The 13,977-nt window shown below is 43.9% G+C and carries 8 protein-coding genes and 1 other annotated feature; of the genes, 2 read left to right on the forward strand and 6 right to left on the reverse strand.

Annotation, left to right across the window (positions count from 1 at the left end):
• Window positions 1–11: 11 nt before the first annotated feature.
• On the forward strand, window positions 12–1,892 hold the full coding sequence (locus M1J35_RS18375) for a polymer-forming cytoskeletal protein (protein ID WP_254651896.1): 1,881 nt from the start codon (window positions 12–14) through the stop codon (window positions 1,890–1,892).
• Between the two features lie 41 nt (window positions 1,893–1,933).
• Here M1J35_RS18375 and M1J35_RS18380 read toward each other — a convergent pair whose 3' ends face one another.
• The 4 genes from M1J35_RS18380 to M1J35_RS18395 form a co-directional block, all read right to left on the reverse strand.
• Window positions 1,934–4,816 carry a vWA domain-containing protein gene (locus M1J35_RS18380; RefSeq protein ID WP_254651897.1) on the reverse strand — a complete coding sequence of 961 codons (2,883 nt, stop codon included), beginning with the start codon at window positions 4,814–4,816 and terminating at the stop codon, window positions 1,934–1,936.
• Between the two features lie 136 nt (window positions 4,817–4,952).
• Complete coding sequence (locus M1J35_RS18385) at window positions 4,953–6,665, reverse strand: sensor domain-containing diguanylate cyclase (protein ID WP_254651898.1); 1,713 nt, start codon at window positions 6,663–6,665, stop codon at window positions 4,953–4,955.
• Between the two features lie 109 nt (window positions 6,666–6,774).
• On the reverse strand, window positions 6,775–8,085 hold the full coding sequence (locus M1J35_RS18390; protein ID WP_254651899.1) for a bifunctional folylpolyglutamate synthase/dihydrofolate synthase: 1,311 nt from the start codon (window positions 8,083–8,085) through the stop codon (window positions 6,775–6,777).
• A gap of 131 nt (window positions 8,086–8,216) precedes the next feature.
• A complete protein-coding gene (locus M1J35_RS18395) occupies window positions 8,217–10,868 on the reverse strand; it encodes a valine--tRNA ligase (protein ID WP_254651900.1) in 2,652 nt (883 codons plus the stop codon).
• A 51-nt stretch (window positions 10,869–10,919) separates the two neighbouring features.
• Window positions 10,920–11,147, reverse strand: a binding site (T-box leader).
• Window positions 11,148–11,311: 164 nt separating this feature from the next.
• On the opposite strand from M1J35_RS18395, the gene M1J35_RS18400 reads away from it, so the two are divergent.
• Window positions 11,312–11,500 carry a hypothetical protein gene (locus M1J35_RS18400; RefSeq protein ID WP_034760497.1) on the forward strand — a complete coding sequence of 63 codons (189 nt, stop codon included), beginning with the start codon at window positions 11,312–11,314 and terminating at the stop codon, window positions 11,498–11,500.
• 35 nt (window positions 11,501–11,535) lie between these two features.
• On the opposite strand, the gene ysxE is transcribed toward M1J35_RS18400, so the two are convergent.
• A complete protein-coding gene (ysxE, locus tag M1J35_RS18405; RefSeq protein ID WP_254651901.1) occupies window positions 11,536–12,564 on the reverse strand; it encodes a spore coat protein YsxE in 1,029 nt (342 codons plus the stop codon).
• A gap of 138 nt (window positions 12,565–12,702) precedes the next feature.
• Window positions 12,703–13,917, reverse strand: a complete 1,215-nt coding sequence (gene spoVID, locus M1J35_RS18410) for a stage VI sporulation protein D (protein ID WP_224519410.1) — start codon at window positions 13,915–13,917, stop codon at window positions 12,703–12,705.
• Window positions 13,918–13,977 lie beyond the last annotated feature (60 nt).

Genomic DNA, 13,977 nt, shown 5'->3' on the forward strand with positions numbered 1-13,977 from the left:
GAGGAAATCATTTGTTAACAAATCAACGAGGAAATGCGTTGCTGACTGTTTTAATCACCTCCCTAGTCATGGTGACGATCGGCATGGCCATCATGAGTTCAACGATAGGAGGAGCCAAACGGACAGAAGTCAGGGAAACATATATTGATATTACATACGAAGGCTTAAAAGCCGTCGAAGAGATCTCTGCCAAGCTTGCATTCCAATTGCAGCCCACTAAGCAGTTGGAAATCAACCAATTATCTCCTGTAAATATGAACTCAAAAGTAAGGGAGTTCATTCAAACAGAGATCATCCCATCCTATCAATCTTCTGATACGATCAAATGCATTACGATCATGGATGTCAGCGGCAATCAAGCTTCGAATTTACTGGGAGCTCACTGCGGGAAAGCCAATACCCTTCAATATCGAACATTCGGCTTGGATTTTCTCGACACGAACCTTACAAGGGTATACGAGATTATCGTCAATACGAAAAATCCTGATTCCGAGGAAGGAAAGGTTGAAAAAATTGTTCGTAAGAGAATCATCCTTTCCCCCATTCCAAGCTTCCTGAAGTATACGTTAGGGTCCCGTGAACAGCTTCAGTTGAACGGTTCACCCCATCTTGTCGGAAACGTATATGCTCACTCACTTGGCATCAGTGAAGATGCAAACTATCAATTGTCCAATTTAGATGATAAGAAAGTGAGTGCACCATTCCCTTCCATTGTTGGAGATTTGTATACCAGCTATGACAAAGTGAATTATGACCATATGAAATCCCTGGTGGACACCCGTCAGTTTTACCCGCACCTGCCACCCCCGGACATAAAGCAGGACAGCCAATTCACTGACATCTCCTTCGATCGAACGTACGGGGAGGAGGTTGGGAAAGTATTGGACTCTCTTGGGCTTTCACTTGATCAGGCGTTGACCAAGGCTAATATAAGGAATACGATAACGGCCAACTATCTATCCGACAGTCCCCTCTTCTTCCCTTTGGTAAATGCTGTATTGAGTGAAAATGTACAGGGGACTGTAAAAGCGGATCAAAGTATCACGGTAAAAGGGTTACGACATCACGGCGTAGATCTGATTGTCCAAGGTGATGTAACCATTCTTGCAAATTCCAAAATGGATATTGGGAATATCATCTCTACCGGAAATGTAACCATATCGAACGCAACAAGGGAGATGTCAATCGGAAATATTGTCGCTGCCGGCAAAGTATCAATTGAAGCAAATGCTCCGGTAATTCTGAAAAAGAATATAGTCAGTTTTGATGATGTTTTGTTTCAGTCCCAAAACTCTACATCTTCCATTGAAGGGAACATCTACTCGGGACGTAACCTAACGATACAGGGTGACGCCAATGATCCGGATGACGAAAACGATGAAATTGAATTTGATTCTGTCATTTACGCAAAAGGAAAGACAAGTATTTCGAATTTGAATATTACCGGTAAAAATAGTCCCGGTCATTCCGATCAACGGGGTCAATTGATCTTACTTTCAAAAGGAGAATTATTGGTCACGAGGATGAATGAATTCCAATACTATACGGATGAAGAAGAAAAGAGAGAGGCTGACCTTTTGCCAGATGCATCAGAAAATATTAAGCCTCTTCAGGCTTTCTTATACACCGATAGTGACGCAACATTATATGGTGTCGGCTCCCTCTTTTATGTGAACGGTGGAGTCTTTTCGAAGGGAAACCTGACTGTAAACGCCGTACGTGGGGATGTTGACAACATGGATACGATACAAAGTGATCTCTTTTCTAACCAGGAAAAGAAATTATCGCGATTCATCGTTCATTATAATAAAGATGTACTGCTCTCCAAATTGGATGATCTTCCCAAAGTGGACTCCCTCTCCCTAATTGGTGATGAAATAATTGTGGAGTAAAAAAAGCGAAGCTATGATTGCTCATAGCTTCGCTTTTCATTTTACCATCTGCCATCGATACTTCCAGTTTCTGTACCCGGATTTCCACCTTCTTCTGTAACCACCTCAAAAATGGCTGTGGCTTTAATATCGGGGTTTTCATCGGATGTTACAGTGATGGTCGTCACACCTTTACTCTTCGGGGTTATTTTCCATATGTCATTTTCCCTTGTTATCTCGACTATGCCATTCCCTGTATCAGTGACAGTCTTAATATTTTTATTGGTGGCATTATGAGGATTAAAGATCAAGTTTGAATGAACGTCGAAATCGTTCCCCTCCAGAAGCAGAGTATATTTCGATTTAGTGAAATCCATGCTTTCAAGATCTATGAACTTAGACTTCACAATGACGCGGATAGTCTTTTTAAACTTCCCATTTTTCGTTTCTACAATAACGTTATCCTCACCAGGGGACAAACCTGTCATTCTATTCTCCTTGGTAGAACGGACTTGAGTATACTCAGAGTTGATTACCCCGTCGTTCCCTTGGGTCACCAGGACATTATAATTATTATTTGGTTTCCCAAAAGGGAAGACATCGACATCGAAAGACTTCGTTTCACCCACGTATAATTCGATGAGGGAAGGAACTCGTATTAATTCGTCTCCTTCGATCCAGATGGTTTTCCCAATAATATAATCATCGACGGCAAATCCTCCGCTCGCTTTCACCTGGACTTCATTCTTTCCGAATGTGTCGAGGGTTTTCATTTCCTGAAGGTCGATGTTATTCCATCCTTCTATCACTTCATCCTCATTCAACATTCGATATTGATACTTCACATCATTTCCGGGAACCCCGGTAGATAGATAGAATTCAGCCTGATTGGATATGGAATCCCCATCTTCCAATACTTTATTGGTAACGGCATCCTTGACAGTCAGTGCAGGAATAAATGATAGTACAGAGGTTGATCCATCTTTGTAGGTGATCGTTAATTGAGTTGAATCAGCCACTAATTCCTTTACCGCTTTATTCGCAAAGCCGTTATTAATGCCCGGCTCCAGAACAGCGACAGTCGTTTCCCCCTGTCCTGTGATCAATACTTTTTTTATTGTTCCGTTAGCAAAACCATCATAGGCATATTCTTTTTGATTATCATACTTTCGGGTTCTTACTTTCGCACTTAATTCATTTTGATCTGGGGTCAAATTACTGACCACTGCTGTACCATATCTCGAATCAACGTAAGATACTTTTGGCTGAGGCATCTTTACATTATTGATGGCCCATACGGCCTTTATCTTCATATTGGTGGAAAGGGAGGTTTGAGAAAACTTTCCGTTCTCAAAATTTATCCTTTGAGTCAATCTCATGACAGCCGTTCGTTGACCATTCACATTTTCTATTGAAAGGTTATTGCCGGCTTCGACTTCCACCCCTTCAGGTAACGGCTGGTAGATTGTGATATCACTTACGTTCCCCTTGGCATTTGGATTTACCAGGCCTCCGAACTCCAGCTGATACTTACCCGTAAATGAGTTGGTATCTTTTCCTTGCTCAATAATTAAATTGAATAATTCTTGATTGATTTTATTCAGTTCAAGCTTTCCTGTAACAGATGCAGGTGCATCATCCTTCACCTGGATCGTGACCGATTTATTATTGGTATTCCTCCAGGCCGTTTCTTCTGCTGTTTTATATTGAATTTTCAAAGGGTTAAAGGTGTAGGTACCCTTTGTCGTAAATTCCACAGGTAATGATAGGGTTATGGGCGACGGAGCTCCCTGGCCCACTTCATACACGGTGGAAAACGGTAAATACACCGTATTATTGACCACTTTGTATACGTTACGGTCGACAGTTGCGTTTGCCGGTAAAGGTACGGCTGCTTCCCCTTCCAATTTAACGGAGTTTATTTTATTCGCCAGCTTTTCAAATGCATCCGAGACACTTCCCTCACTTGCTTTGATGAAGCTGCCGGAAGTCTGATCTGCCAGCATTTGAAGGTATCGATCGTCAAGATCACCTTCCCCGTATCCAAGTGTATGCATCGTGATGTTCGAGTTGTATAATTCTTTGGAAACCTCCAGGCCTTTTTGTTTGATAAGCGCCTGCATTTGCTGACTATTTGTTTCCAACTCCCCTGGATTGTACCAACCTGACTTTAAAGAAGTGCCATCCATGGAAAAGTCAGAAGGAATCCATAATGACTTCAATTTGCTAGTATCCGGGGAATATATTTTATGGAGCCATCTATTATAAGAGTATCTGTTTTGGAAGTCATATATCACTTGTTGATCATTCTCTACAAGATCTGTTTCACCGCAAAAAAACCAAAATGGCCTTGTACATTCTTCTTTTTTTACTTTTTCAACGGCGGTTGCAATCATAGGCTGTCCATCGGTCAGGAAGACAATATACTTTTCGTTGTTGGAATCTCTCAGCATATGCTTGGCAGCACGCAAAGGATCGGTATAATTTGTCCCTCCATATGCCGTGGTATGTAACATAGATGTTTTAATAGAATCGAGGTCATCGTTTAACGGAAGGATCGTTTCAATCTCGGAAGAAAAGGTAATGAGAGAAAAGCGGTCATTTTCCTGCTTGTTTTTTTCAAAGAATTGGACAGCACTGGTCAGGCCGTCTTTTGCATTTTGCATTTTATCCCTCGTGCTATTCATCGAGCCTGATTTATCAAAGATAAAGACGACATCAATAGGGGGACGCTTTGCCTCCTTCACTTCTCCTGCCGGAATAATATTGAAGTCTAATGATGCTTTTGCATTCCCTTCTGCAGGCTTTACGATCACACTTTGCGACGGTGTTACATTAAAATCCACATGTAAATCAGCATTCCCTTTAGCAAATGATATGGTCGGACTCATTAGGAGTGTAAGAAACAGGATGAACAGGAATGGAACTTTTGGCTGTATTCTCATAATATCCCTCATTTTGGCTATCCTATAATACATTTATTATATCAATCTCCATACTATTTTAATAGGACTTAATACTCACACAATGATATTTTCAATTAAAAAAGGATGTCCACGATTACTTTAGACATCCTTTTCCTTATTTCACATACTGCGCCACCCTATTCCTCCCCGCCTGCTTCGCCCCCGTATAGAGCGCCCGGTCGGCATGACGGATAAGGGCCATGGTGTCGTCTGCATCCTGGGGAGCAGTCGATACACCTATGCTCGCCGTAATTCTTACCATCATCTGCTTGTTGGATTCGTCCAGGCTGTCATGGAGCGTGAACGGCTGATTGGCAATCGTGCCCCTGACATATTCTGCAATGCGGAGTGCTTCTTCCCGTTCTGTGTCGGGAAGGAGGATCACAAATTCCTCCCCGCCGTATCTTGCCACAGTTCCTTTAGTGGAAATCAACGCGCGTAAGCGTTCGGCCAGTTGTATCAGGATTTCGTTACCGCTCTGGTGCCCGTAGTTATCATTGATCACTTTGAAATGATCAAGATCCAGCATGATGAGGGACAGGTTCTTTCTCTTTCCTGCCTCTAGATTATTGTATTCCATTGAAAGAAGGTCCTCGAAGTAGCGGTAATTGTATAGGCCAGTAAGAGCGCATCGTTCACTGTTCTGTTTCGTCCGCTCATGGTGCCTTGCATTGGCTATGGCTATCCCGAAATAGGAGCATAGGATATCGACGATCATCAATTGGAATTTCTCATACGCTTTCTTTTTGGAGGAAGCGAGAAGGAGGATTCCCCTCACCTTCTGGCTCCTGACGATGGGCACGCATAACACGCTTTCCACATCCTCCGGCATATACCCTTCAGCGATGTCGGTCCATTCCGACCGGGACGTATACAGGACGGATTTCCCCGTTTCCCAGACCACTCCGCTGATCCCCTGATTTTTCTTGAGGGGACGCAGGTTATTCGATTTCATTTCCCCATTTTCAAAACGTCTGAGAAGCACCAACCCCTCCTCATGGCAATCGAGGATATACGCATATTCGACAGGGAGGGTCTCGATGATTTTCTCGATGAAAATATCCAGGACTTCTTTGACCTTTAGGCTTTCTGTGAGTTGATGACCGATTTCCCCTGCTTTTTGAAGGTATTCATTGATATTCTCAGATGAATTATAGAGCTTTAAGATGATGGAGAGACTCACGAACGGGACTCCAATCAGCAACGAGGCAAACGCCCCCAGTTCAAATGTCAAATAGTAGAGTGAGAGAGAAAGAGGGAACATGATCATATTGGCGGTGAAATCCCATATAAAGTCCTTACTGTAAAAACGCACGTCATTGTTAGCCACATAATGATGATAGAGAAGGAGGAGGACCTGATTGATCATAATGGATACGATCTGATAACAAAGGATCGGTAAGATCAGCTGACCGAGTTCCCTTTCGGCGATTTCCCCTCCCACCATAAAATAGATCAGCCCACTGATATATGAAACCAAAAAGAACATCAGTGAATTCAATGGAATCCTGTGCCAGTCGCTTTTCGTCACCCGGAGCCTTATGAGCAAGGGGATGATCGAGAACTGCATCAATACGATCTCAATAAATAGACCATACTTGATGAACCCGACGAGTGTCACCCACTGGATGAAGAAAATGGTCGCACCGTTGATCACGATCGGCATAAGGGGGATGAAAGTGGCAAATAGCACCAATGTTATAAACTCAAGCTCATTTCCTGCAATATTTTCAGGAGGATAGTATTGATATGTAAAATATAAACCAGCCGGTACAACCGCAAGCCATGCCAGCAATATGTACAGCTTTTTTTTCAATGGTAACGTCATATCTATCCCCCATAGGTTTACAATGAATTTTATATAGTCTGATCATACTATACTAGTTAAATAGTCACAAGTTTAAGAATATTTTATCAAAGCACCCGAATAAAGTCACTTACTTTTTTCTGTAATTTTCCAATAAAGGAAGTAAATAAGGTTTCACTTCCGATAAGAAGTACAAGGAGCCGGTTATGAGCAGCACTTCATCTTCTTCCATGACGGCGATTTTCTCTTCAAGATACTTCTTCCAATCATGGACTTCTGCCTTTTTTGGGTGCGCGGAAGCTTCGTAAAGTTCTTCAACCGATGCCACTCTCGGAAAATCAAAGGTCGTAAATCCGATCTCATCCACGGCTTCTTCCAATTGAGAGATCATCGGTCTTAACTTTTTATCGTGAAGTGCCGAGAAAAGGACGGTCACTTTTTTATGAAAGAAACGTTCGTTGATCGTCTTCACAAGGGCATCCACCCCTTCTGGATTATGGGCACCATCAATGTAAATCTCACGTGTAGCGGATAATGCCTCCATCCTCCCCGGCCATGATGCCTTCTTTAATCCTGTCTTGATGTGTTCCGGTTCTATTTTCATCTCCTGATTTTTCACAAGGAGCTCGGCGACTTTGATGGCAAGGGCTGCATTATTGATTTGATGGGTTCCGATCATGGAAAGATCGAACTCGTCATGCTGCACGGGAGATCCATACTCGAATCTTTCCCCTTTATCCAACAAGGCGACACGCTCGGCAGTAAAATCCTGCCCAAGTTGAAATAGCTCACTTTCCTTTTCAAGGGCTTTATCTTTGATGACGTTCCTTGCTTCTGGTTGATGGACCCCTGAAATGACAGGTACACCGTGCTTGATGATTCCCGCTTTCTCAAATGCGATATCTTCCAAACTGTTCCCAAGAAACTGCATATGATCCATACCGATGCTCGTGATCACAGAAACCATGGGAATGATGACATTCGTCGAATCCAGTCTTCCTCCGAGTCCCACCTCATAAAGGACGAGGTCGACGGGCTGTAACTCTGCAAAATAATAGAAGCTCATGGCCGTGATGACTTCAAATTCAGAGGGCGCACCCCATTCTGATTGTTCCATTTTTTCCGCGATAGGCTTAATCTTTTCGACAAGCAGCGTCAGATCACCATCGCTGACGGGATCTCCATTCATACTGATCCGTTCATTGAAACGTTCAAAATAAGGAGAGGTAAACGTTCCGACTCTGTATCCTGAATCCTGTAACACATTCCTCAAATAGGTTACGGTGGACCCTTTTCCATTCGTACCGGCAATATGGACGGTTTTCAGCTTTTGGTGAGGGTTCCCGAGTTCCTCCAACAGGTGATTCATCCGCATCAACCCCGGCTTGATTCCAAGTCTGAGTCTTGAGTGGATCCACGCGACAGCTTGTTCATAATTCATCAATTTTTCACTCCCACATAGGCTTCATTAGAAAAAGGGCCCCAATCCAGGCCTGGTTGATGAGGGTTCCCCCCTGTCAATTAGACCCGATTTTAAAGCCCTCTTCCTTACCTTCTATTTATTCAATCACATTAAAGCGATTTAAGCTCTTCGATCCTCGCTTTTACAGTCGCTTGTTTCTCTAAATAATCTTTCTCTTTCTCTTTTTCCTCGTCGACTACTTTCTGAGGGGCTTTGCTTACAAACTTTTCATTGTTAAGCTTGCCTTGGACACGGGATACTTCCTTCGTCCATTTATCCAGTTCTTTTTGAAGTCGTGCGATTTCTTCTTCGATATTGATCAGTCCTTCTAGTGGAAGGTACAGATCCACGCCTGTCACGACTGCCGTCATCGCCTTTTCCGGTGCTTCTACATCCGTTCCCATTTCAAGCTTTTCCGGATTACAGAATTTCTCGATATACGATTGATTCTTTTCGATGATCGTCAGGGTATGTGCATCCTTGGCTTTCAGCATAAGGTTGATTTGTTTACTCATCGGCGTGTTCACTTCTGCACGAACATTTCGTACGGCGCGGATGATGTCAACGAGAAGCTTCATTTCTTCTGCTGCCCCTTTGTCAGTCAGCTTATCATCAACCGTCGGCCAGGCCGCTACAGTGATCGATTCGCCTTGATGCGGCAAGTTCTGCCATATTTCCTCGGTAATAAACGGCATGAATGGGTGCAGCAGTCTCATTGTGTTGTCGAGAACGTAAGCCAGGATGGAACGGGTCGTCTTTTTCGCCGCTTCATCTTCGCCATATAGAGGCAGCTTCGCCATTTCAATGTACCAGTCACAGAAATCATCCCAGATGAAGTTGTATAGTAAGCGTCCAACTTCACCGAACTCATAACGATCTGCCAGGCGCGTCACCGTTTCAATCGTTTCATTTAATCGGGTAAGGATCCATTTATCCGCAACAGACTTCTCACCTGATAAATCGATTTCGTCGTATGTCATGCCATCCATGTTCATCAGGGCAAAACGGGATGCGTTCCAGATCTTATTCGCGAAGTTCCAAACCGACTCAACTTTTTCAAATGAAAAACGCAGATCCTGTCCTGGTGAGCTTCCCGTTGTCAGGAAGTAACGAAGGGAGTCGGAACCGTATTTTTCGATGACATCCATCGGGTCAATACCATTGCCAAGAGATTTACTCATTTTTCTTCCTTCAGCGTCACGAACCAATCCGTGAATCAATACATCTTTGAAAGGACGCTCTCCAGTAAACTCCAACCCTTGGAAAATCATCCGTGAAACCCAGAAAGGAATGATATCATAGCCTGTAACAAGGGTACTTGTCGGATAATAACGTTTGAAATCTTCTGCGTTTGTATCCGGCCAGCCTAATGTAGAGAATGGCCATAGTGCAGAACTGAACCATGTGTCCAGTACGTCATCTTCCTGTGTCCAGTTTTCCAAATCTTCAGGAGCTTCTTCTCCTACATGTATTTCCCCTGTCTCATTATGATACCAGGCAGGAATTCTGTGTCCCCACCAGAGCTGACGGGAGATACACCAGTCGCGTGTATTTTCCATCCAGCGAAGATATGTGTTTTCAAAGCGGTCCGGAACAAAGTTTACTTTATTTTCTTCTTTTTGAAGTTGGATTGACTTTTCCGCCAGGGAATCCATCTTAACGAACCATTGTTTTGAAAGGTAAGGCTCGACAATCGCCCCGCTACGCTCGGAATGCCCAACCGAATGCATATGTTCTTCAATCTTGAACAATACACCGGAGTCCTGTAGATCCTTCACAATTTGCTTGCGGCAGTCAAAACGGTCCATGCCGTTATATTTATCAGCTTTCTCGTTCATCGTGCCATCTTCATTCATCACGAGGATGCGTTCCAGATTATGACGGTTACCGATTTCAAAGTCATTCGGGTCATGGGCAGGTGTGATTTTCACCGCTCCGGAACCGAATTCCATATCCACATAATCGTCACCGACGATCGGGATTTCACGTCCTACGATTGGAAGGATGACGTTCTTTCCGATCAGGTGCTTGTAGCGGTCATCTTCAGGGTGTACGGCAACCGCCGTGTCCCCAAGCATCGTTTCAGGACGGGTTGTGGCGATTTCAATGTGGCCGCTTCCGTCAGCCAATGGATATCTCATATGATAGAATGCACCCTGTACATCTTTATGAATGACTTCGATATCGGATAGTGCCGTCTTTGTCGCAGGATCCCAGTTGATGATATATTCCCCGCGGTAGATCAATCCTTTATTGTAAAGATCGATGAATACCTTTTGAACGGCATCGGACAGACCTTCGTCAAGTGTGAAGCGCTCGCGGCTGTAATCGAGTCCCAGCCCGACTTTCGCCCACTGCTGGCGGATGTGCTCGGCATATTCTTCTTTCCATTTCCACGTTTCTTCCACGAATTTCTCACGACCGAGGTCATAGCGTGAAATCCCCTGGCTGCGGAGTTTTTCATCCACTTTTGCCTGTGTGGCAATCCCGGCATGGTCCATACCCGGCAGCCATAGTACATCGTACCCCTGCATACGTTTCATTCTTGTCAGGATGTCTTGTAATGCTGTATCCCAGGCATGGCCAAGATGAAGTTTCCCCGTTACGTTCGGTGGAGGGATGACAATGGTGTAAGGTTCTTTTTCCTTATCGTTTGTCGCTTCGAAGTATTTGCCTTCGAGCCACCATTTGTACCGGCCCTGTTCAATGGCTTTCGGATCATATTTAGTTGGCATTGATAATTGTTGATCTTGAGTTTCCATGTGATTTCCTCCTATATCGTTCTAAAAAAATAAAAAAATCCCCCGTCCTGTGAAAAGGACGAAGGATTCCATTCGCGGTACCACCTTTTTTCTCAGGAGAAAGAAGACTCCTGAACGCTCGACGATTATAACGGCTTTTAACCGGCTTCTACTACTCTCATTTCATAGAAACAGCTCTACAGGCGACCTTCCAATGTCTTATCGTAGAAAATCTCTCAGCAAACGATTTTCCTCTCTGAACGTAAGGATCAATGTACTCTTCCTGTTCATTGCTTTTCATGATTATTTATTTACTCATTATAGTATAGGATAAGATAAACTTTCGTCAATCATTATTGGCATTTTCATTGAAAAATATTCATTTTGCCCATACATAGGCACCATTCCATCCCGGTTTCATAAGATAAAGTAGTGAATACACCCAGGAAAGTGAGTGGATGATGATGAAAAAAATCAACCAGTACACGTTACAGAAATGGATGGGGAACGCCCGATTAATATGTAAGCAATTCATCATACCCTTTACCATCTTCCAAGGTATCCGCACGATTCTGCTCCCGACCACGTTTGACGTCCTTCTGTTAACCCTGTTTATCGGTATCGGCCTCGCCATATATTTTGATTGGATTTAAGGAACTGACGAAAAGTGGATTCGTCAGTCCTTTTTTTATTCAGCCTGTTCGGCCTGCTCTTTCTTCTGCTTCTCCATCTCATCGAGACGCATGACCACGTATTCAGTATTCTTCAAGAGCCAGTAGTGACGTTGCAGTTTCTTCAGGGACTTCCGTTCATTCCGCTTATCCTTCGGGGTATGGAAGTATTTTTCCACCACGGCAATGAGGGAGCTCGGATATGCCAGGTAGCTCATGAACAGGAGCCTCTCTTCATTCCGGACGGTAAAATGCTGAAAGTAGGTGGTGAGCCATTCAATACATTCCTCATAATACTTAGGATAGGTCTTCAAGGTTCTCGATAAAAACGGCAGCAGATCATGAAAAGGAGACGCCATCTTGGAGTTCTCAAAGTTATGGAAATACCCCAAGCCCCTTTCATCGAATAAAAAATGCTCCGTCGAAACCTTTCCGTGAGTGATCACGGTCCTTACCTTTTCCAGCTCCTTCGTCTCCTCATACCATTCATCCAGCATTTTACGGGAAAACTTCAACGCTTGTGAAGCGTCTTTGTAATACATGCAGTAATGAAATTGAAAAGGGGACATGTAGGTGGTCTTTTCACATGCTTCCACGTATTCATCCAGGAACGCCTGCTCTTTATCCCATCTCGACGTGAGCTGCTCATAATGGGATTCTCTCTCTTCCTTATCGATTTTCACTTCGTGGGAGGAAAGAGTGTGGAGCCTCGCCAATTCCCTGAACATCTTCTGATGCTTTTCAAACTGATCTTCCCTTTCCTGGTTCATCAGCCACGGCATGACGTAGTATAAATCCCCCTGATTCCACACAGCATAGCGGCCATCCATGGTGGGATAAATCGGGACGATCCGATTATAGCCCCGCTGAAACAGCATTTGTACATTCCGGACAAAGTCCACGCCATTTTGGGCAGGAAGCTGTTTGACGGCCAGAGTGCCTTTATTTGAAAATACCTTCGAAATCCTTCCGTAACTTTCAACAAAATGAGGTTCGACCCCATAAGGTTGCAAGACAGGCTTCAATCCCTCCAGCGTTTGCGCCATTTCTCTCACCTTCTACGATTACTTTTCTAAAAAAAACGGACCAACCCCAATGAATTTGGTGTCAGCCCCGTCATTTCCACTATGATACTTTGACTCGCTTCTATGGTCCTCTGATGGGAGTGACCTTGCTATTTTCCTTTATCCCTTGAAAACGAATTCGCTGTTCGGGATATATAGAACCTGACCGGCATATACGTCCTGATTCGCTTCGAGTTGATTCACCCTTAATAGCTGTGGAATGGTCAAATCATATTTTTCCGCTATATAATCCAGGTTTTCTCCCTCCTGGACGATGCATACCCGAAGAGTCGCTCCCCGTTCTTCTTCTTTCCGGGCAAAGAAATCAGTCAATGAAATGGATTCATACTTCTTTTTGCCCTTCGCCTTTTTCTTTTCTTCCTTTTCTTCCTCTTCCATCTCTGCTTCTACGGCTGATGAGGAGGAGGACTCTTCTTCTTCCATCTCCTGCTCCTTGTACTTAGGTGCTGGAGGCGGCGTATAAGCGGCCTTCGGTTCAGCAGGCTGCTCTTCAGACGACTCACTCAGCTCATGCTGAGGAAGCTGGAATACATTCTCTTTCCGGTAGTCGACTTCCTCATAGGAAGGAGCCGGCTGTGTATCGTATTGAATCTGGACAGGAATTTCATCTTCCTGCTCAGCCGGTGGGGTCCTCCCCTCCAGATTAAACGGCTGATACTCGTCATCCTGGTCCTCTTCTTCCTCGTCTTCTTCAGCATAACCTGTAATTTCTTCTTCATGATAGTTTTCGTATTCGTACACTTCTTCTCTTTCTTCTTCTTCGGTTTCGACTTCTTCCTCCGCCTCTTCCACTTCTTCTGCTTGGGCTACGGCACTTGAGCGGTAAAGAGGCTCGAATTCTTCTTCTCTTTCATACTCTGCTTCAAGAGGAGTGTGAGCCTGCTGTTCACCGTAGATGCCGGTGATGGTCAAGTCAGCGTTCAGCTTTAAACAGGCATTTTCAGGGACGATGTAGTCAAATGACTCAACGAATACATCAATATCCCCCAGATTCGCAATCCTATTTTTCGGGATTGTGACATCCACCGGGAACCTGTGGACAAATTCATATTCACCCTTCTCCCTCTTTTCCACTGTCTGCACGAACTTCCCGCCTGCTTCGAACTCATCTTCCTCTTCTTCTCTAAGTGATGTCGGTAAATACTCACCCGTCAAATCGAGGCTGCCCCTGATAAGTACGTACTGCTCTTGTTCTTGTATCGTTATATGAGGATCTAAGGAGATAGATAGCAATTCTTCAACTTCCTGTCCTTTTTTGAACCAAATTGATTCTTCCAAAGAAAATCGTAAGCACGATTGTTGTTCTTGTGACAAAGAAAATTCCTCCTTTCAGGTTCCAAACAAAGAAATAGTAAACAATGCCATTATCACTTT

The sequence above is a fragment of the Rossellomorea sp. KS-H15a genome (assembly GCF_024195245.1).
In the GTDB taxonomy this organism is placed as follows: Bacteria; Bacillota; Bacilli; order Bacillales; family Bacillaceae_B; genus Rossellomorea; species Rossellomorea vietnamensis.